The following is a 24,462-nucleotide window of genomic DNA, read 5'->3' on the forward strand; positions in this document are numbered from 1 at the left end:
GTTCGATCTCCACTCGACGGGTTGCCGGCCGCGCGTCACGGCGCGACCTGGACGAAGGTGACGAGGCGGCCTTCCGCCTTCAGCGCCGCAGCGACCGCGGCCGGGTCGCCGCCCTCGGCGAGCGCCAGACGCCAGAAGCCGTTGGCCTTCGGCCCCTCGGCGAGGCTCGCGCCGTGGCGCTTGAGGAGGGCGCCGATCTCGTCGATCCGCGCCTCGGGGGCGAAGGCGACGAGCAGCGTCGGCCCCTTGGCCGTCACCGCGACCGTGCCCTGCGACGCCGTCTCGTATCCGCCGCTCGCCGAGCGCGTGCCGAGGAGGCCGCCGACCACCGCCGACTGGACGGCGAGAACGGCCACCACGGCGGCCGCCGCGTAGGCGAGCCGGCGCGGCGCGAGCCCGGCGAGGAGGTCGGCGATCCGCTCGCCGATCCGTTCGACGAGGCCCGACTTCACCGCCGCCAGCGGCAGCACCGGGCGCGGCTCGGCGGCGATCGCCGTCATCAGCTTGTCGAAGGCGGCGGTCGAACGCGGCCGGATCGCCTCGTTGAGGGTGATCGCCTCGGCCATCTCCTCGCGGACGAGGTCGAGCCGGCGGGCGAGTTCGGCGTCGTCGGCCAGCGCGGCCTCGACGCGACCGCGATCGGCGGCCGAGAGCCGTCCGTTGGCGTACCAGGGCAGGAGATCCTCGATCTCGCCGCGTCCCTTGTCGTGAGCCGTCTGGGTCATGGCCAACCTCGATCGATGCCGGCTGCAGCGAGCAGCTCGGCGAGTTTCTTGCGGGCGTGGAAGAGACGGGTCTTCACCGTGCCTTCCGGGATGCCCACGATCTTCGCGACCTCCTCGACGGAGGCCTCGTGGTAGTAGACGAGGTCGAGGACCTCGCGGTGTTCGCCCGTCAGCCGCTCCATGCAGAGGCGGATGGCGGCGCCCTTGTCCCGCTTCTGGGAGACGACCTCGGGCGTGTCGGCCTCGTCCTCGATCTCGGCCGCCTTCTCCTCGTCGAGCCCCGCCTCGCGGCGACGCCGGAGACCGGAGAGCGCCTTGAAGCGGGCGATCGACAGGAGCCAGGTCGAGACCCGGGAGCGTCCCTCGAAGGCTCCGGCCTGACGCCAGACGTCGAGAAAGGTCTCCGACACCGCGTCTTCGGCCACCGTCTCGTCGCGGACGAGCCGCAGCACGAAACGGAAGACGGCCGTCTGATGGCGCGAGAACAGGACTCGCATCGCCAGTTGGTCGCCCGCGGCGATTCTTCGCAGAAGGTCCTCGTCGCTCGTCGTCATGTCCGGTCCAACACGGGCCGTTCGACCATGGGTCGCGCCGGCCCGCCGTTCGGTTCAATCCTCTTTCGCGAAAAGTCGACCGATCGGCGAAGCCCCCGCCGCCGGCCGTCGTCGCGCGCCCATCCCCGACGATAAGCGCAGCCGCCCCGCGCCGCGACTCCGATTTTCGGCCCCGGCGGGCGCGCCGGCGGTGACCGACCGGATCACACCCGGAATACACGCAATACGAGTAGTGCGGCGAATGTCGCATGCGGAGGTCGCCGCCGACGCTTGACTCGCGACGAGCCATTTGATCAATATTTCGTTAAAGTTGCTGATCGAGAGAAATGCGACTCTAGCGTGGGTTGAAGGGGGTTGTATCAGGGGGATGCGCGCGACGCGGCCGGCGAAACGCCGGTTTCCGCGAACGCTCGTGCCATGCCTCTTGAAACGGCCCCGTCATGGGGTTTCGGGATCGTGGGCATCGACGCGACGCACAGCAACTGGAGCATTCCCGCTGCCGCCGCCGGCTGGGTCGGGGCGGGAAGCCTCGAGTTCTCCTTCGGCCCGAAGCGTGTCGACGCGCTGTTCTTCGGCACCGAGAAGCTCGCACCGGAAGATCCGCGCCTGTGCTGGTTCGCCTTGAGCGGCACCGCCGCCGACGGCGGTCCCTTCCCGCCGGGGTTCCGCTTCTCGCCCTACGATCGCCGGGAACTGCCGCCCCGCCCGACCCCGTCGCCCTTCGGCTCGCCCTTCGTCGCGCCCCGCCGTCCGATGCTCGACGCCCTGCACGACGTCGAGCGGCGCATCGTCCGTTTCGCCAAGGCGCATCGAGACTTCTTCGCCTGCGGTCGGACCGCGGTGCTGCATGCCCTGAACGAAGAGGGTCGCATCGAGTGGTTCGCGACCGACGACCTCTTCGCCGGTCCGACCGACGGCGAGATCGTCGGCCGCCCCTATCCCTTTTCGCTCGGCCGTCTCCTGCCCGGCGACCGGCACGGCGTGGTCGCCGGCGAACGCGGCTTCGCCACGGTCGCGGACGGCCGCCCCGTCTTCGTCGTCGCCTCCTTCGCCAAGGACCAGTGCCGCCGCGACGTCGCGCCCTGCGACGGCGCCTGCGGTGCCCCGACGCGCATCGGCGAGGACGTGGTCTGGCCGGTCTGCAGCGACGGCATGATGCGGCTCGCCCTGCGCGGCGAAGGCGAGAAGGGCGAATGGCGCTTCCGCCCCGTCGCCGGCGAGGGCACCGACGAGACGCTCGGCCGGCCGCACGTCCTCGCCGACGAGGCGGTCGTCTGGGTCGGTGCGAACGGCTTTCTCCACGCCACCGCCGGTGCCGCCTCCTGGCATGCCTGGCGACCGGGTTTTCGCGCCGCCGCCCACCTGGACCTCCACGTCGACGTCCAGGGGCGCTCCTGGCAGTTCGGCGCCACCGAGGCGGGGTGGGCCTGGGCCAAGATCTCGACCGGCGTGCAGGAATACGCGCCGGTCTCCGGCTATCAGGTGAGCGGCGGCTCCTTCACCCTCCAGGGGGCGGACTTCTGCCAGCGGCCGACGGCGCACGACGGCGTCCGCGTCGTGGTGCAGGCCTTCGACGGCCGTTTCGCGGTGCCGCTTCTGGAGTGGAGCGACGCCTCGCTGGTCGCCGTCGGCGATCTGCCCGCCGGCATCGACCCCGACGACGTCATGGCCGGCGGCAACGTCCACCTGCCGCGCGGCTTCGAGTTCCGCCTGCTCTCGCTCGCCGGCCACGGCCTCTACGCGCTGAGGAGCGGCATCCTGCCCTGGTCCAACCGCCACGACGCCCGCGCCTTCCTCTTCGCCGACCACCTCTTCCTCGCCAGCAGTCAGGACACACGATGCATCATCGTCGCCTGTCGCGTCTGATCGGGGCCCTTGCGGGCCTCCTGGCCGGTGCGGTTCTCGCCCTCGTCTCGGTCGTCCTGTCGCCCGCGCCGGCGGTCGCCGCGGCGGGGCAGGTCTACCTCGTCCAGGCGAGCGGCTGGATGGACGGCTACATCAACAACACCGGCGGCGCGTTCCAGCGACGGATCGAGCGTTTCGTCGCTCTGACCCGTCAGGATGCCTGGCCGATGGCCGTGGCGAGCTTCAACAGTCATCGCGAGGCCGAGAAGCGGGCCGACGGCTGTTCGCCGCGCCTCCTCTTCCCCGTCGACGGCTGCGTCGAGACCTCGACGTTGGCGCTCTGGTCTGAGGACGGCGTCCGCCGTGCCCTCGCCGCCGTCGCGATCCCGCAGAACGACACCGGCGGGCTCGCCAACGCCTTCCTCGAGGAAGCCCTGCTGCGGGCCCGCATCATCGAACTCGGCGATCAACCGCAGGGCATCGTCTGGATCGTCACCAACAACAAGAACGCGCCGATCGGCACCATGGCGGCGCGCGAGGTCTTCGCCTCTTCCGCCGCCTTCATGAAGCGCCTGAGCGGCGGTTGGGAAGAGCTCGGTGCCACCGGCGTCGTCGCCCTGCCGGTCGAGATGGCGGCTCAGAGCGCCACCCGCCCGCATTTCGGCCGCGACACCGGCTTCATGATCTACGGCATCGCCTTCGGCGACGTCGGCCTGAAACTCCTGCACCACGTCGTCGAGCGCCCGCAACTGATCGCCGAGTTCGGTCGCGTCTTCCGCGTCCGGCCGCTCGAGCGCGAGGCCCTGCGCCTGGTGGTCGAGCCGCAACAGGTCGACGAGAAGATCGACGTCGGCCTCGATCGCGACGGCAACGTCTTCGTCGGCGGCGCCGAGGTCGGCCGCGCCGCGCCGCTCGTGCTGCGCGCCTCGCTGCAGAACACGATCTACCCCTATGTCGTGCGCCGCGCGGCGCTGAGGCTCGCCTGGCAGCCCGACGAATCCGCGGCCAGGGCCGAACTGCGCGCCTCGGTCGTGCCGGCGGTGGTGGAGGCGATCGCCCCGGGCGAGGCGCGGGAGATCACCGTCTCGCTCGACTTCTCCGCCGTGCGTCCCGACGACGGCAGCAAGCTCGTGTCCGAGGCCTTCGTCTCGAGCGGCAGCCTGCGGCTCGAGGTCGCCGACATCGACGTCGAGCGCGAGCCGGAGGCGGTGCAACGCCTGCGCCGGGTCTTCCTCGGCGACGCGGCCGCGGTCGGCGGTCCCTCCGCCGACGATCTCGCGGTGCCCCAGATCTTCCTCGCCGGCAACCGCATCCCGCGGTCCGACGGCGTTCTGCCGCTGCACTTCGCCGCCAACGCCTATCCGAAGGAGACCATCCTTCAGCTCCTGGCCGCGATCGTCGCGTTGATCGCATCGATTCTGACCGTCGCGCACTTCGCCCGCCGGCGGCCGCAGATCGTCGACCTCGACGGACAGCGCGTGAAGCTGAACCTGCGCCCCTTCGAACGCACCACCTACACCGCCGCCTCCGGCCGGACCTGGACCGTCAAGGGCGGTCTGTTCGGCGAGAAGAGCGCGCGGGCCACCCGGTTGACATGAACCCGCCGGTTCCGGAGACGCCGACATGACGCAGACGCCGATCCTCCTCGCCCAGAAGACCACGCCGCCGGTGCCGGCGCCGCTCGCGCCCGTGCTGCCGCCGTCGAACGGCACCACGCCGCTCAAGGCGGTGACCACCCCGTCGGTCGGCGGTTCGACCGGCGTTCCCGCCGACCGCGGCATGGGCTGGGACCGCCTGCCCTTCAACGGATTCGACATCGCGGTGATCGCCTGCCTGACCATCCTGGTGGCGCTGGTGGCGCTGATCCCGAAATCGCTGATCGCCCGCCATCTCGTCGCCCGCCGCGCGACGCCCTCGGCCGCCAACGCCGCCGGCTGGATGGCGTGGTTCTTCATCGTCTTCGCCACGCTGATGGTGCTGGTCGGCACGCTCGGCCGCTGGTGGTCGCTCGTCGTCTTCTACGGCCCGGCCGGCGCGGTCGCGGCGCTGTTCCTGGTGGCGACGATCTACCTCTTCGCCCGCGCCCTGAAGACGCGGCGGTGACCTCACTCGGGCCTCGGCGAAAGGGGGCGGAACGATGAATACCAACGTACCGAACATCGAACTCGGGCCGCGCGGCGCCGATCGCACGGTCGAGGTCCGGCCGACGCTCTTCGTCGCGGTCGGCGGCACCGGCATGGAGATCGCGCTCAGGCTGCGGCGGCGGATCCTCCAGGCCGACTGGAACGGTTCCCGCCTGTCGTCGCTCGCCGACTTCCCGCCGGCCGCCTTCCTCTATTTCGACACCGACACCAACACCGCGGTCGAGAGCAACAAGTCGCAGCGCCAGGACCCGCTGTCCGAGCTCGTCGCCTTCAGCCCGAAGGAGGCGATCCAGAACAAGGTCGACCTCGTCTACTACCGCGACGAGGCCCGCCATCAGGCCAACATCGCCGAATGGATGCCGGCGACCGACCTGTCGCGCATCAACGCCGAGCACGGCGCCGGCCAGGTCCGCGCCATCTCGCGCCTGCTGTTCTTCCAGGAATTCACCCGCCTGCGCGACTCGATGGTCGACGGCGGCCAGCGCATCCTCCAGAACGTCAACCGCGAGGACCAGCTCCAGCGTCTCGGCCTGACCATCCAGCCCAACACGCTGCGCATCGTCGTGCTCGCCTCGGTCGCCGGCGGCACCGGTTCGGGCGGCTTCATCGACATGGGCTATCTCGCCTCCAGCCTGCGGCTGGCGCCGCAGTCCGACGTCGACCTCTTCCTGCTGCTGCCCGGCGGCTTCCAGGGCGCCAATCGCGGTCGCGTCTTCGCCAACGGCTATGCCGCGCTGTCCGAGCTCGAGATGTGCATGCGCGGCGACCGCCGTGCCCCCTACGTCGGCCGCTGGACCGACCGCGATCGCCCCGAGGGCGTCGAGCGGCCGTTCAAGGACGTCTATCTGATCGATACCAAGAACGTCGCCGGCGATCTCACCGGCGACAAGGACGTGGTGTTCGACATGGTGGCCGACATCATGTTCGAGGACTTCGGCAACTCCGATTTCGCGCGGCGCAAGCGTTCGATCGGCGTCAACCAGCAGCAGTTCAAGATGCGGCCCTACGCGCCGCGCATCTGGGCGGCCCAGGGCGACACCGCCTTCTCCTTCTACAAGGGCTATTCGAGCGTCGGCCAGTCGACGCTGAACACCACCACCGCGCTCGAATACGACAAGTCGGTGAAGGAGGTGACGCGCGACATGATCGCCGCCTTCTTCGGCGTTCTGCAGAACGCCCGGCAGAACGCCGTCCAGGCCGAGGAGCGCGACGCCTTCCTGCGCAACAACCTCCACCTCGCCTCGACCGCCTTCCAGGACATCCCGGAGATCGGCGTCGGTCAGACCGAAATGGCGATCGCCGAATTCGCCCTCGTCGACCATCTGCTGATGCGCGACGACAACGGCCGCATCGACGGCACGCTGGTGATCGACGTCGGTCGCGACATCGACCGCATCCGGCTCGAGTTCGCCGATCACGCCGCCTGGCCGCGCGAGGTCGAGCGGGTGTTCGAACAGCGCCGCGTCGACGTCGACGGCCGCCCCGGCCAGCAGGTCGCCTACGGCCCGCGCGGCGAGGAGATCAAGCTCAACCGCGAGAAGCTGACCGCCCGCCTCGTCGGCGAAGGCGACGAGGGCCTGCCGGCGCTGCTCTATCGCTACGTCGACGACCACGAGCGCGGCGGCCTCGACTACACCATCGCGCTGATCGAGGACATCGTCCGCGCCGTCGAGGACGGATCGGGCGGCGCGATCGCCCGTCTGGCCGAGGCGGAGAAGAAATACGCCAATCTCGCCAACGAGATCGCCAATCAGAACTACATTCCGAGCCTGAAGCGGCTGCAGGAGGCGGCGCAGCCGCGGTTCCTGTCGCTGGGCTCCAACCGCTCGATGGCCGAGACCATCCTCGGTCAGGCCCAGTACGACGTCGGCGACATCCTGCGGCTCAGGCTCCGGGCGATAGCCTGCGGCGAGGCGCAGATCCTGCTGCACGAGGTCTGCGAGCGTCTCGGCGCGCCCAAGGGCACCGACGCGACCACCAACGAGCGCAAGGGCACCGGCCTCGTCGGCGAGTTCCTGCGCGGCCGCGCCACCGTCCAGCGCCTGCTCGCCAACGTCCAGCTGCAGATCGACCGCGTCGACGACGTCATCCGCCGGCCCGACGGCGGCACCTACTTCACCATCGCCGACCGCAAGATCGAGATCGCCGTCGCCTCCGACGACCTGCTGCTGTGGGGTCGCGAGGCCTTCAAGGGCGAGGGCGGGTCGCGCGGCCTGTTCCGCCGTCTGCTCGAGGACAAGGAACAGGCGCGGATCATCAACATGGTGATCGAGGAATCGAACCGTCGCCTCGCCCGCCACCTGCCGAAGATCACCTCCTGCACCGACGCGCTCAGGGCCATCCCCGAGGAGGATCGCCGCGAGCTCTTCCGCAAGATGATCCAGCGCGCCATGCCGTGGATCGACGCCCGCTTCGACCGCGACGAACTCAAGCTCGGCGAGGAACAGTACAAGCTGATCATCGCCGTCAACGACAAGGCCGAGTTCCAGCGCGAGTTCGGTCCGCAGATCGCCGCCAGCCTGCCGGCCCGCGTCGGCGTCAAGACCGTCGGCTACGAGGAGACCTCGGTCCGCGGCAAGATCGTCTGCTACTGCGAGCTGAGCGGCATCCCGCTCGACCTGATCGACCCGCTGCGCGGCGAGTGGCGCCGCGCCTACGAGGAGGAGATGCATCGCCCCGATGCCATCCCGCTCCACAACCACAAGGACTACGAGCAGTTCCCGGCGCCGGTGGTCCCCAAGGTCGAGGAGATCGAGCGCCAGCGCGCCCAGCTCGCGCTCTTCGTCAAGGCGGTGATCGCCGGCCTGCTGGTGCGCGCCGAAGACGGCAACTACCGCATCCAGATCCGTCCCAACGACTGGCATCGCGCCGGCAGCGAACGCAAGATCCGCCGCTCCAACTTCATGCTGTCGCAGGAAGCGAAGCTGCGCGAGCAGGTCGGCCAGTTCGAGGACGGCCTGACCTCGTCGCAGATGCTGGCGCTCGCCGCGCTCGCCAAGTGGACGGCGGACCGCGCCTATGCTCCGCGCCGGGTCGAGATCGACAAGCGCGAATCCCGGCTCGGCGGCCTCGCCCACCACGTCTGCCAGGAACTCGAGACCTATTTCCTCGACAGGAGCGCCAAGCGCCATCCCCGCTTCGAGACCGACCTGACGGCCGACGACGCCATCGCCCGCCTGCTCGCCCCCGATGCCCTCGGCCAGTGGACCGAGACCATCCCCGGCAGCGTCGAGGACGTCGACGGCAGCGAGGTCAACCGCGATCCCGGCGAGGACATCGCCCTGCGCGCCGCCGACAAGCGGCGGATCAGGGTCGCGGGCTTCCGCCCCGAGGTGATCGAACGGCTGCTGCGCGGCGAACCCGTGTCCACCGCCGCGCCGGCCTTCGCGCCTCCGCCACCGCCCGTCGCCGCCGCGCGCTGGTGGGTGGTCGATGCCGCCAATGCGCCGACCGGCCCGTTCGACGGCGAGGCTCTGGCGCGGATGGCCGCCTCAGGCGCGCTCGCCCGCGGAACCCTCGTCTGCCCCGAGGGTGGGGCGGCCTGGGTGGCCGCCGGCACGACGGTGCTGGCCGGCCTCTTCGTGGTCGCTCCGCCGCCTCCGCCCCCGCCTCCGCCGCCTTCCCGTTGATCGTCGTTCCCATCGAAAGGACAGTCCCATGCCTTCCAAGTCTTCGCGCCTCGCCGGCGTTCTTCTCGTCACCTCGTCGCTGGCGCTGACCGGCTGCACCACCACCGGACCCAAGCAGCAGACCGGCGCCCTGATGGGCGGGCTCGGCGGTGCCGCTGCCGGTGCGGTCATCGGTTCGGCGATCGGCGGTCGCGACGGCGCCCTCGTCGGCGCTGCCATCGGCGGTCTCGGCGGCGCCCTGATCGGCGGCGAGATCGGTCGCCAGATGGACGAGCGCGACCGCGCCGCCCGCGATGCGGCGATGCGAGCCGCCTTCGCCGAACAGGCCCGCAACAAGACCGGCCACGTCCGCCGCGCCTGGACCAATCCGGCGACCGGCAACCGCGGCGAGTTCGTCGCGACGCGCACCTACACCCAGAACGGCAAGAGCTGCACCGACTTCAATGAGCTCTATTTCAAGCACGAGATGGGCCAGCCGCTCAGGGGCGAGCACACCAACTGCGTCAGTGCGGACGGCCTCTATTGACCCGGTCCAGCCCGTCTCGCGCGGCGATGATCGTCGTGGTCCTGGCGTCGGCGGCGCTCCCCGCCGCCGGCGCCGAGACCTTCGATCCGCGCGCCTCCTATACGTCGGCACTCCGCGAAGTCTGGCCACGCGGCATGGTGCCGAGCGGCTCGGGCTTTCACGTCGGTGCCGGCAAGGTGCTGACGGCGGCCCACGTGGTCGCCGGCTGCCCGACCGTGTGGGCGCGCCACCGCGGTCGCGGCGGGACGGCGTCGCTGCTCGGCCTCGACACCCGCCACGACGTGGCGCTGCTCGACGTCCCGTCCTTGCGCGATCTGCCGCGACCGGTCTTCGCCGATGCCGTCGCCGATCACCCGGCGGTCCTGTGGGGCCATGCCGAGAAGCACGGTGTGATCGGCGATGATCCGAATGCACGGGCGACCGAGGTGCTCGGCATCCGAGTCGAACGCGTCGCCGTGCCGCTGCTCGACCTCGACGGCGCCGCGCCCAAGGGCTTCTCCGGCGGTCCCGTGGTCGACGAGGCCGGCGCGGTGCTCGGCATGATCGTCGCCAAATGGACCGGATCCGAGGCCTCGGTGCTCGCCGTGCCGTCCGACGTGTTGCGGCGCTTCCTGCTCTACATGGACGTCCGCCCCGACGTCGCTCCGTCCATCGATCGTCGAACCGACGCCCCGGCGGCGGACGGCCGTCGCGCCGCGCCGCCGTCCGGTCGCGACCCGCGCGGCGAGGCCGCCCGCGGCTTCGTCCTGCGCGTGGGGTGCTCGCGATGAGATCGACCACCGTTCTCGCCGCCCTCGCGCTGCTCGCGGCGCAATCCGCCGTCGCCGCCGACGGGACCAGCGTCGCGCTGGAGACACCGTGGTGCATCCCCGATCTGCCCTATGCCCGGATCCAGCAAGAGTTCTCCCTCGTTTTGGAGCGCCCCGACTGCGCTCAGTCCGTGGTCGCGGTCAACGTCCGGACCCACATGATCGGCATCCATGCCTGTCGCGAGGTCGAGAGTGGGACCGCGGACGTGCGTTGTCGGAGCTTCGCCTTTCAGGTCAACAACGCCAACGACAGGGTCCAGGCGAGCGGCGTTCGCTTCATCATGAAGGGCACCGGTCGCTGGTGCCGTCGCCCGAACGGCGACTGGACCGCGGTCGAACCCGAGATCGTCAACTTCCGCGAGATCCAGCGCGACAGTCCGCCGCCGCCGACGATGGTCTGTGCCGATCCGCCGCGTCCGACCGTCGCCTCGCTCGCGCCGCGGCCGGCGCCGGTCGTCCGCCCGCCGTTCTGCGCCGCCGACTATCGACCGGCCTGCGGCGATCTCGTCGCCCTGCGCTACCTCGAAACCGAGGCGGCGTCCGACGACGACCTGCGCGCCGCCGTCGGCACCTTCCTCGCCGACGAGCGGGAGACGCGCTGGCGCGACCTGCCGAACGCGGTCGATCTCGGCCGCCTCACCGGCGCAGCGCTCGACCGGTCGCGCCGCCGCACCGCCTGCTCGCCGCCGACGCCGGTCGGCACCATCGCCTGCGGCCGGACCTGACCGCCGCGCCGACGAGGACATCGAAGACCATGCGAGATGCCGCCCAACCCTGTTCTCTCTGCGCCGAGAAGCGGCCGGTCGTCGTGCGGCTGTTCCGCTACTGCCCGGAATGCGGGACCGAGTTCGAACGTCCGGTTCCGCGGGCCGAGGCGGTGGCCGAGTCGGGGAAGCCCCGCCGCATCGATCCACCTTCGGAGATGGTGGGTCGGGTCGAGAGGACGTCCGTGGTCGAGAAGGAGACGCCGGGCGAGATCGTGACGAAGAAGCGTCCGGCGCCCCGGACGACGCGGCACGCCGCCGCCGTGGTGATGGTGGTCTCCGTCGTGGTGCTGCTCGTCGTCGTCGCGCTCGTCTGGAACAGTGGCCTCTTCGGTCCTTCGACGGCCGAGCGCAGGATCGAGGTCGTCGCGCGCCGCGGCGAATGGACACCGGTTCGCCTCGCCGACGCCGTCGGCAAGGGGCGTGCCTTCACCGTCGCCGGCGACGGGCCGATCCGCGTGCGCGTCGCCGGCGGCCGACCGATGATCGTCGACGGTCCGCCCCTCTCGCTCGGCGACCTCGCCGACGGCTCACTGGAGATCCGTGCCGTCGACCGCGAGACCACCGTCACCTTCCTCGCCCGCTGAAGCCTCTGCCTCACAGATTGGGTGGCGGCAGGCCGAGCTCACTCATCAGCCAGGCGGCGAACATCCTGACCGCGCGCTTCGGCTTCGACGTCGACGGGAAGACCAGATAGTGGCCGGTGTATTCGATGTCGTTGGAGATGCCGCGCAAGGGGGCGACGAGGCGGCCGCTCTCGAGTTCGGCCTCGACGAAGCGCAGCGATTCCAGCGCCACACCGATGCCGTTGACCGCCGCGGCGATCGCCATGAACGAACGGTCGAAGCGATAGCCGCGCGGCCGCGGCGGGGCGAGGCCGTTGGCGGCGAACCAGCGGTCCCAGCGCACCCGCTTGCGCTCGCTCTCGATCAGGATGTGGTCGAGCAGGTCCGACGGCTTGGTGATCGTGGCGGCGAGTTCGGGCGAACACAGCGGGCAGACCCGCTCCAGCCCGAGCGGAATGCTCGCCATGCTCTCGACCCGCGGCGGGCCGTAGGAGATGTCGGCGTCGATCTCGTCGGTCTGGAAGCGGTGGTACTCCGCCGAGGCGGAAAGCCGCACCTCGAGGTCGGGCAGGTCACGCCTGAGCCGCGTGAGGCGCGGCGTCAGCCATTGCGCCGCCATCGAGGGCGCGCAGTGCAGCCTGAGCAGGTTGGTCGAGCGTGTGCCGACCATCTCCATGCCCTGCCGCAGGTCGTCGAAGCCGCGGCCGACGTGGGAGGCGAGGATCGTCCCCACCGGATTGAGCCGCACGCTGCGGCCCTCGCGTTCGAACAGGATCGCCCCGAGCAGATCCTCGAGCTTGCGCACCGCATGGCTGACGGCGCTGGCCGAGATGCCGAGCTCTTCGGCGGCGGCGCGGAAACTGCCCGAGCGGGCAGCGGCTTCGAAGGCCTGGAGGCCGGAGAGCGGGAGTGGTTTCATGTGGGATACATGAACCCAGTTCACCCATAGATGCAATCTTTGTGTTTTTCATTTTCCGGGCTCACGACCACACTCCGCCCAACCAATAACTCGGTCAGGGTGTGAAAACATGCTTCTCAAAGACAAAGTTGCCGTCATTTCGGGTGCCGCGGGCGAACGTGGCATCGGTTTCGCCACTGCCAGGACTTTCGCCGACCAGGGAGCGAAAGTCGTCATTCTCGACCTCGACACGGATGGCGCGAAGGCCGCCGCCGCCCGCCTCGGCCCGGGTCACGTCGGCATCGGCTGCAACGTCGCCGACAAGGCGTCCTGCGACGCGGCGATCGCCGAGGCCCTGAAGGTCATGGGCAAGATCGACATCCTGATCAACAACGCCGGCATCACGCAGCCGGTGAAGGTGTGGGACATCACCGAGACCGACTGGGACCGCATCCAGAACGTCAACCTCAAGGGCGTGCTGTTCCTGTCGCAGGCGGTGATCCCGCACATGAAGGAACGCAAGCAGGGCGCCATCGCCTGCATGTCGTCGGTCTCGGCGCAGCGCGGCGGCGGCATCCTCGGCGGCGCCCACTACTCGGCCGCCAAGGCCGGCGTGCTCGGCCTCGCCAAGGCGATGGCCCGCGAGCTCGGCCCCGACGGCATCCGCGTCAACTGCGTGACGCCCGGCCTGATCCAGACCGACATCAACGCCGGCAAGATCTCCGACGAGAAGCGCGTCGAAATCCTCGCGGGCATCCCGCTGAACCGCCTCGGCGTGCCGCAGGACGTGGCCAACATCTACCTGTTCCTGGCCTCGGACCTGTCCGGCTACCTCACCGGCAACGTCATCGACGTCAACGGCGGCATGCTGATCCACTGATCGGATCGTCCCGACACGGCGACGATCGCTCCGCCGGACCCCGCCCGAACGGTCTCGGGTCCGCACGCGGCGATCGTCATCATCCCCACTCTTCCCCGCCTCGTGCCGTTCCGCGACAGGGTCGCGCCGGCCGAGGCGAAAGGAGGCACGCAGATCCATGTCCGACACGGCACATGCTCTTCCCAACAAGACGCTGGCCGATCGCGCCTATCACGTGCGCCGCAATGCGGTGCGCATGGGCGAGGTTCAGGGCCAGGGCTACATCGCCCAGGCCCTCGACATCGCCGACGTGCTGGCGGTCGCCTATTTCCATGCGATGAAGTACCGGCCGGAAGATCCGGCCTGGGAGGGCCGCGACCGCTTCCTGCTGTCGAACGGCCACTACGCCATCGCCCTCTACGCCGCGCTGCTCGAGGCCGGCATCATCCCCGAGGCCGAACTCGAGACCTACGGCTTCGACGAGAGCCGCCTGCCGATGTCCGGCATGGCCTCGCACACCCCGGGCATGGAGATGTCGGGCGGTTCGCTCGGTCTCGGCCTGTCGATCGCCGTCGGCCACTGCCTCGGCCTCAAGGCCAAGGGCTCGGCGTCGCGCGTCTTCACGCTGTTCTCCGACGGCGAACTGGGTGAAGGCTCGGTCTGGGAGGCCATCATGCAGGCCGCCAAGTTCGAGCTCGACAACCTGATCGCGGTCGTCGACATCAACGAGATGCAGGCCGACGGTCCCTCCAAGGAGGAGACCCTGTTCGAGCCGCTGGTGCCCAAGCTCGAGGCCTTCGGCTGGTGGGTGCGTCGCGTCGACGGCAACGACATCGAGGCCGTGAAGGCCGCCTTCGACGATGCGATGAATTCGCCCGAGAAGAAGCCGCGGATGATCGTCGCCGACACGCTGATGGGCAAGGGCGTTCCCTTCCTCGAAGCCCGCGAGAAGAACCACTTCATCCGCGTCGATGCCCACGAATGGAAGCTGGCGCTCGAAGCGCTCGACGCCGGGAGGACCGCATGAACACCGCCCCCGCCAAGCCGCGCCTCACCACCTCGGCGATGATCGCCTCGATCGCCGGTGCCGACCAGCGCACCCGTCCGGCGCCCTTCGGTCACGCCCTCGTCGAGGTCGCGCGCAACCGTCCCGACATCGTCGGCATGACCGCCGACCTCGGCAAGTACACCGACCTGCACATCTTCAAGCAGGCCTTCCCGGAGCGCTTCTACCAGATGGGCATGGCCGAGCAGCTGCTGTTCGGTGCCGCCGGCGGCTTCGCGGCCGAGGGCTTCACGCCCTTCGCCACGACCTACGCGGTCTTCGCCTCGCGCCGGGCCTACGACTTCATCCACCAGACGATCGCGGAAGAAGACCGCAACGTGAAGATCGTCTGCGCCCTGCCGGGCCTGACGTCGGGCTACGGCCCGAGCCATCAGGCGGCCGAGGACCTGGCGCTGTTCCGCGCCATGCCCAACATGACGGTGATCGACCCCTGCGACGCCCACGAGATCGAGCAGATCGTGCCGGTGATCGCCGATCATCGCGGCCCGGTCTACATGCGCCTGCTGCGCGGTCAGGTGCCGCTGGTGCTCGACGAGTACGACTACAGGTTCGAACTCGGCAAGGCGAAGCTGCTGCGTGACGGCGCCGACGTCCTCTTCGTGTCCTCCGGTCTGATGACCATGCGGGCGCACGAGGCGGCGGAGGCCCTCAAGGCCGACCGGATCGAGGCGGGCATCCTGCACGTCCCGACGATCAAGCCGCTCGACACCGCGACCATCCTGCGCGAGATCGCCCGTCCGGGCCGCCTCGTGGTGGTGATGGAGAACCACACGGTGATCGGTGGCCTCGGCGAGGCGATCGCTCGCGAGATGGTGCTCGCCGACGTCCGCCCGACCGCTTTCCGCCACATCGGCCTGCCGGACGAGTTCCTCGCCGCCGGCGCCCTGCCGACGCTGCACGACCGCTACGGCATCTCCGTCGACGCGATCACGACGAGCGTCAAGGGCTGGCTGAAGTAAGAACCGCGAATGCGAAACGGGGGCGCGGTCGCCGCGCTCCCCCGAGCGTCGACCGGCCGGCGGGACCGCCGTGCCGAGGGAGGGACGACATGTCTTCGATCGCATTCGTGGGGCTCGGCTCGATGGGCCTGCCCATGGCGACCAATCTGGCCAAGGCCGGCCACGAGGTCCGTGGCTTCGACCTCAGGGTCGAGGCGCGGGCCGCGCTGGCGGCCGCCGGCGGCCGTGATGCCCCGACGCTCGAAGGTGCCTTCGCCGGCGCCGACGTCGCCGTGCTGATGGTGGTCAACGCCGCCCAGGCCGAGAGCATCCTCTTTGCCGGCGACGCGCTCCGCCACCTCGCCCCCGGTGGCCGCGTCGTGCTGATGGCGACCTGCCCGCCGGCCGCCGCCGCGGCGCTGGGCCGTCGCGTGGTCGAGGCCGGTCACGGTTTCGTCGATGCGCCCGTCTCCGGCGGCGTGGTCGGTGCCACCGCCGGCAGCCTCACCATCATGGCGGCGGCGCCCGACACCGATTTCGAGGCGGTGAAGCCCGTCCTCGAGGCGATGGGTTCCAAGGTCGTGCGCGTCGGCCGTGAGGCCGGGCAGGGTGCGACCGCCAAGGCGGTCAACCAGCTGCTGTGCGGCGCCCATCTGGCGGTGGCGGCGGAAGCGCTGTCGCTCGCCGAGGCGATCGGCCTCGACATGGAACAGATGCTCGACATCGTCGCGGGTTCCGCGGCGTCGAGCTGGATGCTGCGCGACCGTGGGCCGCGCATGCTCGAAGACGAACCGCGCATCACCAGCGCGGTCGACATCTTCGTCAAGGATCTCGGCATCGTGCTCGAAGCCGGTCGGGATGCCAAGGCGGCGCTGCCGATGGCGGCGGTCGCCCACCAGATGTTCCTGTCGGTCTCCGGCCGCGGTATGGGCGCCGCCGACGACAGCCAGGTCATTCGCGCCTATCGCGCGCTGCGGGGCCGCGGCCTCTGAACGAGACGACGATCCGCTCCGGGCGGGAGGGTGCTCGGCGCGAATGGGAATTCCAATCCACGGAAAGAGCCGTATATCGGCCGTCAGGGAGTGAGAAGATGAACAACGAAGCCAAGACCAAGTCCGGACTGACCCGCCGTAGCCTGTTGGCCGCCGGCGCCGCCCTGCCGATGATCACCATCATCTCGCGTCGGGGCGACGCGGCGGAATTCTCCTGGAAGTACGCCACCGGTCAGGATCCGACGCATCCGATCAACACCCGCGCGCAGGAAGCGATCGACAAGATCCGCGAGGCCTCCGGCGGTCGCATCGACATGAAGCTGTTCCCGGCCAACCAGCTGGGCTCCGACACCGACCTGCTCGCCCAGGTGCGCAACGGCGGCGTCGAGATCTTCAATCTCGCCACCTCGATCATGGCGACGCTGGTGCCGGCGGCCGGTATCGTCAACACCGGCTTCGCCTTCCCCGACTACGACCACGTCTGGAAGGCGATGGACGGCGCGCTCGGCAAGTACATCGCCGAGCAGATCGCCAAGGTCGGCCTCTTCGCCCCGGCCAAGGCCTGGGACAACGGCTTCCGCCACATCACCTCGTCGACCCGTCTGATCAAGACGCCCGACGATCTGAAGGGCTTCAAGATCCGCGTCCCGCCGGCGCCGATGCTGACCTCGGTGTTCAAGACGCTCGAGGCCGGCGCCACGCCGATCAACTTCAACGAGCTCTACTCCGCGCTCCAGACCAAGGTGGTCGAGGGCCAGGAGAATCCGCTCGCCATCATCGCCTCGACCCGCCTCTACGAGGTGCAGAAGTCCTGCTCGATGACCGGCCACGTCTGGGACGGCTACTACCAGCTGTTCAACCGTCGTGCCTGGGGTGGCCTGCCGGACGACCTCAAGGCGATCGTGGTGCGCGAGCTCGACGCCGCCGGTGCCAAGCAGCGCGCCGACATCGCCGCGCTGTCGGAGAGCCTGCGCAAGGATCTGACCGCCAAGGGCATCGAGTTCGTCGACGTCGACCGCGGTCCGTTCCGTGAGGCGCTGGCCAAGACGACCTTCTACAAGGACTGGAAGGAAAAGTACGGCGCCGAGGCCTGGGGTCTGCTCGAAGCCGCCGTCGGCAAGCTCGGGTGAACGCCATGTCCCACGGAGCCACCGACGTGGCCGCAGCGAGCGCGGGGCAACCCGCGCTCGGATGGCGGCGGGCCGTGATCACGGCCGAGACGATCCTGGCGCGGGCGATCGAGATTCCGGCCGCGCTCCTGGTGATCGCCGAGATCGGCGTCCTGCTGTTCGGCGTCACCATGCGCTACGTCTTCCACTCGCCGATGGTGTGGACCGACGAACTCGCTTCCGTGCTCTTCATCTGGCTGGCGATGTTCGGCTCGGCGATCGCGCTCTATCGCGGCGAGCACATGCGCATGACGGCGCTGGTCTCGCGCTCGAAGATCGAGACCCGCGCCTTCCTCGAGGTCCTCGCCATCGCCGCGCCGCTGGTCTTCCTGGCGGCGGTGGTCCACCCCGGCATCGAATATGCCGAGGACGAGATGTTCGTGACGCTGCCGGCGCTCGACATCCCCAACACCTGGAAGGCGGCGGCGCTGCCGATCGGCTACGTGCTGATGGGCGTGCTCGCGGTCCTTCGCCTGCTCAAGGTCGCCTCGATCGGCCGCTTCCTCACCGCCGCCGTCATCGTCGGTGCGATGGTCGGCGTGCTGTGGTTGGCCTCGCCCTGGCTCAAGACGATCGGCAACTACAATCTGCTGATCTTCTTCGTCGCTCTCGTCGCCGCGTCCGTCTTCGCCGGCGTGCCGATCGGCTTTTCCTTCGGTCTGGCGACGATCGGTTATCTGACCTTCGTCACCGGGACGCCGCTCGCCGTCGTGGTCGGTCGCATGGACGAGGGCATGAGCCACCTCATCCTGCTCGCCGTGCCGCTCTTCGTCTTCCTCGGTCAGCTGATCGAGATGACGGGCATGGCCAAGGCGATGATCCAGTTCCTGGCGGGTCTGCTCGGCCACGTCCGCGGCGGTCTCTCCTACGTGCTGGTCGGCGCGATGTATCTCGTCTCCGGCATCTCCGGTTCGAAGGCCGCCGACATGGCCGCCATCACGCCCGTGCTGTTCCCGGAGATGATCAAGCGCGGCGCCAAGCCGGGCGATCTCGTCGCCCTGCTCGCCGCCACCGGCGCCCAGACCGAGACCATCCCGCCGTCGCTGGTGCTCCTCACCATCGGCTCGGTGACCGGTGTGTCGATCGCCGCCCTCTTCACCGGCGGCATGCTGCCCGGCATCGTGCTCGGCGTCACGCTCTGCGTGCTGGTGTTCTGGCGCTATCGCAACGACGACCTGTCGGGCGTGGTGAAGCCTTCCAAGAAGGACCTCCTGCGCTGGGGCGCCATCGCGGTGCCGGCCATCGCCCTGCCGTTCCTGATCCGCGCCGCGGTGATGGAAGGTGTGGCGACCGCCACCGAGGTCTCCACCATCGGCGTCGTCTATTCGGTGATCGTCGGCATCTTCGTCTACCGCCAGTTCGAGTGGCGGCGGCTGGGGCCGATGCTGATCGACACGGCGAGCCTCTCCGGCGCGATCCTGCTGATCATCGGCGCGGCCACCGCCATGGCCTGGTCGCTGACCCAGTCGGGCTTCTCCCACGACCTCGCCCACGCGATGTCGAGCCTGCCGGGCGGCGCCTTCTCCTTCATGGTGGTGTCGATCGTCGCCTTCATCATCCTCGGCTCGGTCTTGGAAGGCATTCCCTCGATCGTCCTCTTCGGACCGCTGCTCTTCCCGATCGCCCGTCAGATGGGCATCCACGAAGTGCACTATTCGATGGTGGTGATCCTCTCGATGGGCGTCGGTCTCTTCGCCCCGCCCTTCGGTGTCGGCTACTACTGCGCCACCGCCATCGGCGGCGTGAACCCGGACGAGGGCATGAAACCGATCGTCGGCTACATGCTCGCCCTCCTCGTCGGCCTCGCCGTGGTCGCCGCGGTGCCCTGGATCTCGATCGGCTTCCTCCCGAGCTGATCCCTCGCCCGGACCGCTCCTCTCCCGGGCGGTCCGGGCACCCTTTCTCCTTTTCGAACCCGTCCTCCTTCGCCCGGCCGTCCGGAGCGAACACGGAAGAGGCATGCCATGACCCGCCACGATCCCCGCACCGCAACCGCCGTCGCCGTCGACCCCGCACGGATGGCAGACGCGATCCGCTTCCTCGCGGTCGACGCCATCCTGAAGGCGGGCGAGGGCCATCAGGGCGTGCCGCTCGGCATGGCCGAGATCGCCACCGTCCTGTGGACCCGCCACATGCATTTCGATCCGGCCGAGCCGACCTGGTTCGACCGCGACCGCTTCGTCCTCTCCAACGGCCACGGCTCGACGCTGCTCTACGCGCTGCTCGCCCTGACCGGTCACGAGAAGATCGACATCGAGGCGATGAAGTCCTTCCGCGAGCTCGGCGCCCATTGCGCCGGCCACCCCGAATACGAGCCCGCCGCCGGCATCGAGGTGACCACCGGCCCGCTCGGCCAGGGCATCGCCAACGCCGTCGGCATGGCCATCGCCGAGGAACAGCTGCGCGCCCGCTTCGGGTCGGATCTGGTCGACCATCGCACCTGGGCCTTCGTCGGTGACGGCTGCCTGCAGGAAGGCGTCGGCCAGGAGGCGATCCAGCTCGCCGGCCACCTGCGCCTCGGCCGCCTGACCTTCTTCTGGGACGACAACGCCATCACCGACGACGGCTCGACCACGCTGTCGATCTCCGAGAGCGTCGCCGACCGCTTCCGCGTCGCCGGCTGGCACGTCGTCGAGATCGACGGCCACGACGTCGAGGCGGTCGATGCCGCCATCACGCTGGCCAAGGCCGATCCGCGTCCCTCGATGATCGCCTGCCGCACCGTGATCGCCCGCGGCATCGACCGGCTCGAGGGCAAGCGCGGCGGCCACTCCGGCAAGCTCTTCCCGGCCGACCGCGAGGCCATGACCGCCCGCTTCGGCTGGACCGACGAGGCCTTCGGCGTGCCCGCCGACATCGCCGCCGCCTGGCGCGCCGCCGGTCTCGCCGGCGCCGAGAAGCGCCGTCAGCACCGGGCGCGCATCGAGCGCACCGCGCCGGCCGTCGTCGCCGAGTTCGAACGCGTCGTCGCCGGCCGCCTCCCCGAGGGCTGGCGCGCGATGCTCCACGACCTCAAGGCGCGCTGGGCGGCCGAGGGCCGCGAGGACTTCTCGATCCAGGCGTCGAGCGACGTCGCCTCGCAGCTCTACGACCGTCTGCCCGAGATGCTGGTCGGCTGCGCCGACCTCGAGGCGCCGACCAACCACAAGCGCCAGCTCACCGCCTTCACCGCGGATGATCGCCAGGGCCGCTACGTCCACTGCGGCGTGCGCGAACACGTCATGGGCTCGGCCGCCAACGGCATGGCGGCGCACGGCGGCGTCGTGCCCCTCGCCGTCACCTACCTGCCCTTCTCCGACTACGAGCGCCCGGCGATGCGCATGGCGGCGTTGATGGGCGTGCCGGTGAAATTCGTCTTCAGCCACGACAGCATCGGCATCGGCAAGAACGGCCCGACCCATCAGCCGGTCGAGATCATCGCCTCGCTGCGCGCCATGCCCAACATGACGGTGATGCGGCCGGCCGACGGAATCGAGACCATCGAGTGCTGGGAATGGGCGCTCGAGCATCGCACTGGGCCGGTGGCGCTGGTCTTCGCCCGCCAGACCGTGCCGGCGCTGCGCACCGACGGGACGGCCGAGAACCGCTCGGCCCGCGGCGCCTACGTCTTGCAGGACGCAGCCTGCGGTCCGCGCCGGGCGACGATCTTCGCCACCGGTTCGGAAGTGTCGCTCGCGGTCGCCGCCCGCGCCGTGCTCGAGGCCGAAGGCGTCGGCACCGCCGTCGTCTCGATGCCCTCTTGGGAGCTTTTCGAGGCGCAGCCGGCCGACTATCGTGCCGCGGTGATCGGTCGCGGCACCGCCCGCGTCGCGGTCGAGGCGGCGATGAAGTTCGGTTGGGAGCGCTGGATCGGCGAGGACGGCGGCTTCGTCGGCATGTCGTCCTTCGGCGCCTCCGGTCCGGCCGACGCGCTCTTCCGCCACTTCGGCATCACGCCCGAAAGGATCGTCGAGGAAGTGCGGGCTCGCCTCTGACCCGGGACGCAGCCCGTACCGCGGGGCGGTCGCGATCGCGACCGTCCCGTCCTCGACCCGAAGTCCCAAGCATCCGCGCGCCGCGCGCCGACGGAGAACCCCATGCACCGCATCGTCTTTCTCGACCGCGACACGATCGCCCCCGACGTCGTCGTCCGTCGCCCCGACTTCCCCCACGAGTGGATCGAGTACGCCCGCACGACGGCGGAGGAGACCCATGACCGCGTCAAGGACGCCACCATCGTCCTCGTCAACAAGGTCAACCTGCGCGAGGACCTCCTCGCCCGTCTGCCGAAGCTGAAGCTGATCGCGGTGGCCGCCACCGGCTACGACTGCGTCGACGTCGCCGCCGCCAAGGCGCGCGGCATCGTCGTGTCCAACATCCGCGGCTATGCCAAGGCGACCGTGCCGGAGCACACCTTCGCGCTGATGCTGGCGGTCGCCCGCTCGATCGTGCCCTATCGCGCCTCGGTCCTCGCCGGCCGTTGGCAGGAGGCGGCGCAGTTCTGCTACTTCGACTATCCGGCGGTCGACCTCGCCGGTCGTCGTCTCGGCATCGTCGGCGGTGGCGTGCTCGGTGGTCGCGTCGCCGAGATCGCCCGCGCCTTCGGCATGGACGTGGTGATCCACGATCCCAAGCCCCCGGTCGTCACCCCGGCGCACGTCTCCTTCGACGAGCTGATCGCCACCTCCGACGTCATCACGCTCCACTGCCCGCTGACCGCCGAGACCCGCGGCTTCATCGGCAAGGCGCAGTTCGCCCGCATGCAGAAGAAGCCGATCATCGTCAACACCGCCCGCGGCGGCCTGATCGTCGAGGAGGACCTCATCGAGGCGCTCGACGCCGGTCTCGTCTCCGGCGCCGGCCTCGACGTGACGCTGCCCGAACCGCCGCCGGCCGGCGGCAGCTTCATGCGTCTCGCCGCCCACCCCAAGGTCGTGGTGACGCCACACACCGCCTGGGCCTCGATCGAGGCGCAGCAGACGCTGACCGACCAGCTGATCGACAACGTCGAGGCCTTCGTCGCGGGCAAGCCGTCGAACGTGGTCGGCTGATCGTCGGGGTTGCGGCATCGGCAGGGCAGAGCGGCGCGCAGGGCGCGCCGCCGCCACATTTCAGACGAAAGTCGAAGGCTCTTGGGCCCGTGTCCGCGACGCTTCGTCGCTGGCTCACCCACCCCCGATCCGCCCCGCCCCCGACACGGCCGCCCGACGGCGTGACCTCGCCCGGACGACCGATGACAGCCATCCTCTCGATCACCTTCCCGATCTTCCTGCTGATCCTGGTCGGCTGGGCCGCCACCATCACGGGCGTGACCTCGGCCGCCAACATCCGCGGCATCGGCGTCTTCGTCATCCGCCTCGCCCTGCCGGCGATGCTGTTCCGCGCGCTGGCCCAACGCCCGCTGATGGAGCTGATCGACGGCCGCTATCTCTCCATCTATGTCGCCGGATCGCTCTTCGCCTTCGCCGTCGTCTTCCTCGGCGCCCGCGTGCTCGCCCGCCGCGACGTCGCCGACGCCTCGATGATGGCGCTCGGCAGTTCGTCGTCGAACAGTGGCTTCATCGGCTATCCGATCGCCGTCATGGTGGTCGGCCACGACGCGCTGATCGCCCTGTCGCTGACGCTCGCCGTCGAGAACCTGGTGATGATCCCGATCGCCCTCGGCCTCGCCGAAGGCGGCACCCGCGCCGGCGAACCGATCCACCGCATCCTGTTCTTCGTCGCCCGCCGCCTGACGCGCAACCCGATGATCCTCGGCATTCTCGCCGGCTGCGCCGCCTCTGCCGCCGGCTGGCTGCCGCCGGCGCCGCTGATGCGGGCGATCGACCTCCTCGCCGACGCCTCGACCGCCGCCGCGCTCTTCGCCATCGGCGGTGCGCTGGCCGGCCTCCGGCCTTCGGCGGTCGGCCGCGACCTGCCGGCGATCGTCGTCGCCAAGCTGGTGCTGCACCCTTTCGCGGTCTGGGCGGCGCTGCACGTCCTGCCGGCCCCGGCGGCGAACTTCCGCACGGCGATGCTGATCTTCGCCGCCTCGCCGATGCTGTCGGTCTATGCGCTGGTGTCGCAGACCTACGGCCACGAGAAACGCGCCGCCGCGGCGCTGCTCGGCGCCACCGCGCTCTCCTTCGTCACCCTGTCGCTGGTCGTCGCCGTCCTCGGCGTGCCCGGCTGAGGCGCGCCTCACATCCCGTCGCGTTCGACGTCGCGGCTCTCGGGCATCGCCTCGACCACCTCGATGCCCTTGGCGCGGCAGAGGTCGCGCAGCGGCTGCGAGGTCAGGCAGTCGGTGACCAGCACGTCGATCTGGTCGAAACGGGCGAGCCGGACCGGCGCCACGCGGCCGATCTTCGAACTGTCGGCGACCAGGATCACCCGGCGGGCGTTCTCGATGATCGCCTGCGCCACCCGCACCTCGCGATAGTCGAAGTCGAGCAGCGAGCCGTCCTCGTCGATCGCCGAAGCGCCGATCACCGCGGTGTCGACCTTGAACTGGCGGATCAGATCGACCGCCGCCTCGCCGACGACGGCGCCGTCGCCGCGCCGGATCGGTCCGCCGGCGACGATCACCTCGAAGGTCTCGAGCCGGCAGAGCTGCATTGCGACGTTGAGGTTGTTGGTGATCACCAGCATGTTCTGGTGGCCGACGAGGGCGTTGGCGACCTCTTCCGTCGTCGTGCCGATGTTGATGAAGAGCGAGGTGCCGTCCGGCACCAGCGCCGCCGCCGCCTCGCCGATCGCCCGCTTCTCGTCGAGATCGACGAAGCGCCGCGCTTCGTAGGAGAGGTTGGCGACGCCGGAGGCGATCACCGCGCCGCCGTGGGTGCGCGACAGCACGCGGCGGTCGCAGAGGTCGTTGAGATCCTTGCGGATCGTCTGCGGCGAGACGTCGAAACGGCGGGCGAGGTCGTCGACGCTGACGCGGCCGACCTCGCGGGCGATCTGGACGATGTCGAGCTGTCGTTGCGATAGCGCTTCCGTCGGTGTCATCGCCCGCTCCGT

The 24,462-nt window shown here is 70.0% G+C and carries 21 protein-coding genes; 17 read left to right on the top strand and 4 right to left on the bottom strand.

Features of this window, described 5'->3' with window-relative positions:
- Window positions 1-35: 35 nt before the first annotated feature.
- On the bottom strand, window positions 36-725 hold the full coding sequence (locus tag ACT53U_RS15760; protein ID WP_476156666.1) for a hypothetical protein: 690 nt from the start codon (window positions 723-725) through the stop codon (window positions 36-38).
- Window positions 722-1,279 carry a sigma-70 family RNA polymerase sigma factor gene (locus ACT53U_RS15765; RefSeq protein ID WP_476156668.1) on the bottom strand — a complete coding sequence of 186 codons (558 nt, stop codon included), beginning with the start codon at window positions 1,277-1,279 and terminating at the stop codon, window positions 722-724. Before ACT53U_RS15765 ends, ACT53U_RS15760 begins: the two co-directional genes overlap by 4 nt.
- 456 nt (window positions 1,280-1,735) lie before the next feature.
- Here ACT53U_RS15765 and ACT53U_RS15770 point away from each other — a divergent pair, with 456 nt between their 5' ends.
- The 8 genes from ACT53U_RS15770 to ACT53U_RS15805 all read left to right on the top strand — a co-directional run bounded on the left by ACT53U_RS15770 (window position 1,736) and on the right by ACT53U_RS15805 (window position 11,583).
- Window positions 1,736-3,145 carry a hypothetical protein gene (locus ACT53U_RS15770; RefSeq protein WP_476156670.1) on the top strand — a complete coding sequence of 470 codons (1,410 nt, stop codon included), beginning with the start codon at window positions 1,736-1,738 and terminating at the stop codon, window positions 3,143-3,145.
- On the top strand, window positions 3,118-4,722 hold the full coding sequence (locus ACT53U_RS15775) for a hypothetical protein (protein WP_476156672.1): 1,605 nt from the start codon (window positions 3,118-3,120) through the stop codon (window positions 4,720-4,722). Before ACT53U_RS15770 ends, ACT53U_RS15775 begins: the two co-directional genes overlap by 28 nt.
- A gap of 25 nt (window positions 4,723-4,747) precedes the next feature.
- Complete coding sequence (locus ACT53U_RS15780; protein ID WP_476156674.1) at window positions 4,748-5,227, top strand: hypothetical protein; 480 nt, start codon at window positions 4,748-4,750, stop codon at window positions 5,225-5,227.
- A 34-nt stretch (window positions 5,228-5,261) separates the two neighbouring features.
- A complete protein-coding gene (locus ACT53U_RS15785) occupies window positions 5,262-8,897 on the top strand; it encodes a tubulin-like doman-containing protein (RefSeq protein WP_476156676.1) in 3,636 nt (1,211 codons plus the stop codon).
- A gap of 28 nt (window positions 8,898-8,925) precedes the next feature.
- Window positions 8,926-9,423, top strand: a complete 498-nt coding sequence (locus ACT53U_RS15790) for a glycine zipper domain-containing protein (RefSeq protein ID WP_476156678.1) — start codon at window positions 8,926-8,928, stop codon at window positions 9,421-9,423.
- Window positions 9,420-10,193, top strand: coding sequence for a S1 family peptidase (locus tag ACT53U_RS15795; RefSeq protein ID WP_476156679.1), 774 nt, complete (start codon window positions 9,420-9,422; stop codon window positions 10,191-10,193). The genes ACT53U_RS15790 and ACT53U_RS15795 overlap by 4 nt, the downstream gene beginning before the upstream one ends.
- The gene (locus ACT53U_RS15800) at window positions 10,190-10,957 is read left to right on the top strand and encodes a hypothetical protein (protein WP_476156680.1); all 768 of its coding nucleotides are present in this window, start codon (window positions 10,190-10,192) and stop codon (window positions 10,955-10,957) included. Before ACT53U_RS15795 ends, ACT53U_RS15800 begins: the two co-directional genes overlap by 4 nt.
- 224 nt (window positions 10,958-11,181) lie before the next feature.
- On the top strand, window positions 11,182-11,583 hold the full coding sequence (locus ACT53U_RS15805; protein WP_476156682.1) for a hypothetical protein: 402 nt from the start codon (window positions 11,182-11,184) through the stop codon (window positions 11,581-11,583).
- Between the two features lie 10 nt (window positions 11,584-11,593).
- Here the strand turns inward: ACT53U_RS15805 and ACT53U_RS15810 are convergent, their stop codons facing one another.
- Window positions 11,594-12,481, bottom strand: coding sequence for a LysR substrate-binding domain-containing protein (locus ACT53U_RS15810; protein ID WP_476134054.1), 888 nt, complete (start codon window positions 12,479-12,481; stop codon window positions 11,594-11,596).
- 109 nt (window positions 12,482-12,590) lie between these two features.
- On the opposite strand from ACT53U_RS15810, the gene ACT53U_RS15815 reads away from it, so the two are divergent.
- From ACT53U_RS15815 to ACT53U_RS15855, 9 genes are all read left to right on the top strand, one after another.
- A complete protein-coding gene (locus tag ACT53U_RS15815; protein WP_476156684.1) occupies window positions 12,591-13,340 on the top strand; it encodes an SDR family NAD(P)-dependent oxidoreductase in 750 nt (249 codons plus the stop codon).
- 157 nt (window positions 13,341-13,497) lie between these two features.
- On the top strand, window positions 13,498-14,346 hold the full coding sequence (locus ACT53U_RS15820; RefSeq protein WP_476156686.1) for a transketolase: 849 nt from the start codon (window positions 13,498-13,500) through the stop codon (window positions 14,344-14,346).
- A complete protein-coding gene (locus ACT53U_RS15825) occupies window positions 14,343-15,344 on the top strand; it encodes a transketolase family protein (RefSeq protein WP_476156688.1) in 1,002 nt (333 codons plus the stop codon). Before ACT53U_RS15820 ends, ACT53U_RS15825 begins: the two co-directional genes overlap by 4 nt.
- Window positions 15,345-15,433: 89 nt before the next feature.
- Window positions 15,434-16,315, top strand: a complete 882-nt coding sequence (locus tag ACT53U_RS15830; RefSeq protein WP_476156690.1) for an NAD(P)-dependent oxidoreductase — start codon at window positions 15,434-15,436, stop codon at window positions 16,313-16,315.
- A 98-nt stretch (window positions 16,316-16,413) separates the two neighbouring features.
- Complete coding sequence (locus tag ACT53U_RS15835; RefSeq protein WP_476156692.1) at window positions 16,414-17,445, top strand: TRAP transporter substrate-binding protein; 1,032 nt, start codon at window positions 16,414-16,416, stop codon at window positions 17,443-17,445.
- 5 nt (window positions 17,446-17,450) lie between these two features.
- Window positions 17,451-19,340 (top strand): TRAP transporter large permease, encoded by a 1,890-nt coding sequence (locus tag ACT53U_RS15840; RefSeq protein ID WP_476156694.1) that lies wholly within the window; start codon window positions 17,451-17,453, stop codon window positions 19,338-19,340.
- A 108-nt stretch (window positions 19,341-19,448) separates the two neighbouring features.
- Window positions 19,449-21,458: a transketolase gene (tkt, locus tag ACT53U_RS15845; protein WP_476156696.1), complete on the top strand. Its 2,010-nt coding sequence runs from the start codon at window positions 19,449-19,451 to the stop codon at window positions 21,456-21,458.
- 102 nt (window positions 21,459-21,560) lie between these two features.
- Complete coding sequence (locus tag ACT53U_RS15850; protein ID WP_476156698.1) at window positions 21,561-22,514, top strand: D-2-hydroxyacid dehydrogenase; 954 nt, start codon at window positions 21,561-21,563, stop codon at window positions 22,512-22,514.
- Between the two features lie 182 nt (window positions 22,515-22,696).
- On the top strand, window positions 22,697-23,635 hold the full coding sequence (locus ACT53U_RS15855) for an AEC family transporter (RefSeq protein ID WP_476156700.1): 939 nt from the start codon (window positions 22,697-22,699) through the stop codon (window positions 23,633-23,635).
- A gap of 8 nt (window positions 23,636-23,643) precedes the next feature.
- On the opposite strand, the gene ACT53U_RS15860 is transcribed toward ACT53U_RS15855, so the two are convergent.
- Window positions 23,644-24,450, bottom strand: a complete 807-nt coding sequence (locus ACT53U_RS15860) for a DeoR/GlpR family DNA-binding transcription regulator (RefSeq protein WP_476134067.1) — start codon at window positions 24,448-24,450, stop codon at window positions 23,644-23,646.
- Between the last annotated feature and the right edge of the window lie 12 nt (window positions 24,451-24,462).

It is taken from the genome of Pinisolibacter sp. DMC19 (genome assembly GCF_056313985.1).

Bases quoted from the DNA above. Each gene is read 5' to 3' on its own strand.
- ACT53U_RS15760 (WP_476156666.1), bottom strand. From the start codon at position 725: ATGACCCAGACGGCTCACGACAAGGGACGCGGCGAGATCGAGGATCTC.
- ACT53U_RS15765 (WP_476156668.1), bottom strand. From the start codon at position 1,279: ATGACGACGAGCGACGAGGACCTTCTGCGAAGAATCGCCGCGGGCGAC.
- ACT53U_RS15775 (WP_476156672.1), top strand. From the start codon at position 3,118: ATGCATCATCGTCGCCTGTCGCGTCTGATCGGGGCCCTTGCGGGCCTC.
- ACT53U_RS15780 (WP_476156674.1), top strand. From the start codon at position 4,748: ATGACGCAGACGCCGATCCTCCTCGCCCAGAAGACCACGCCGCCGGTG.
- ACT53U_RS15785 (WP_476156676.1), top strand. From the start codon at position 5,262: ATGAATACCAACGTACCGAACATCGAACTCGGGCCGCGCGGCGCCGAT.
- ACT53U_RS15790 (WP_476156678.1), top strand. From the start codon at position 8,926: ATGCCTTCCAAGTCTTCGCGCCTCGCCGGCGTTCTTCTCGTCACCTCG.
- ACT53U_RS15800 (WP_476156680.1), top strand. From the start codon at position 10,190: ATGAGATCGACCACCGTTCTCGCCGCCCTCGCGCTGCTCGCGGCGCAA.
- ACT53U_RS15810 (WP_476134054.1), bottom strand. From the start codon at position 12,481: ATGAAACCACTCCCGCTCTCCGGCCTCCAGGCCTTCGAAGCCGCTGCC.
- ACT53U_RS15815 (WP_476156684.1), top strand. From the start codon at position 12,591: ATGCTTCTCAAAGACAAAGTTGCCGTCATTTCGGGTGCCGCGGGCGAA.
- ACT53U_RS15820 (WP_476156686.1), top strand. From the start codon at position 13,498: ATGTCCGACACGGCACATGCTCTTCCCAACAAGACGCTGGCCGATCGC.
- ACT53U_RS15825 (WP_476156688.1), top strand. From the start codon at position 14,343: ATGAACACCGCCCCCGCCAAGCCGCGCCTCACCACCTCGGCGATGATC.
- ACT53U_RS15830 (WP_476156690.1), top strand. From the start codon at position 15,434: ATGTCTTCGATCGCATTCGTGGGGCTCGGCTCGATGGGCCTGCCCATG.
- ACT53U_RS15835 (WP_476156692.1), top strand. From the start codon at position 16,414: ATGAACAACGAAGCCAAGACCAAGTCCGGACTGACCCGCCGTAGCCTG.
- ACT53U_RS15840 (WP_476156694.1), top strand. From the start codon at position 17,451: ATGTCCCACGGAGCCACCGACGTGGCCGCAGCGAGCGCGGGGCAACCC.
- tkt (WP_476156696.1), top strand. From the start codon at position 19,449: ATGACCCGCCACGATCCCCGCACCGCAACCGCCGTCGCCGTCGACCCC.
- ACT53U_RS15850 (WP_476156698.1), top strand. From the start codon at position 21,561: ATGCACCGCATCGTCTTTCTCGACCGCGACACGATCGCCCCCGACGTC.
- ACT53U_RS15855 (WP_476156700.1), top strand. From the start codon at position 22,697: ATGACAGCCATCCTCTCGATCACCTTCCCGATCTTCCTGCTGATCCTG.
- ACT53U_RS15860 (WP_476134067.1), bottom strand. From the start codon at position 24,450: ATGACACCGACGGAAGCGCTATCGCAACGACAGCTCGACATCGTCCAG.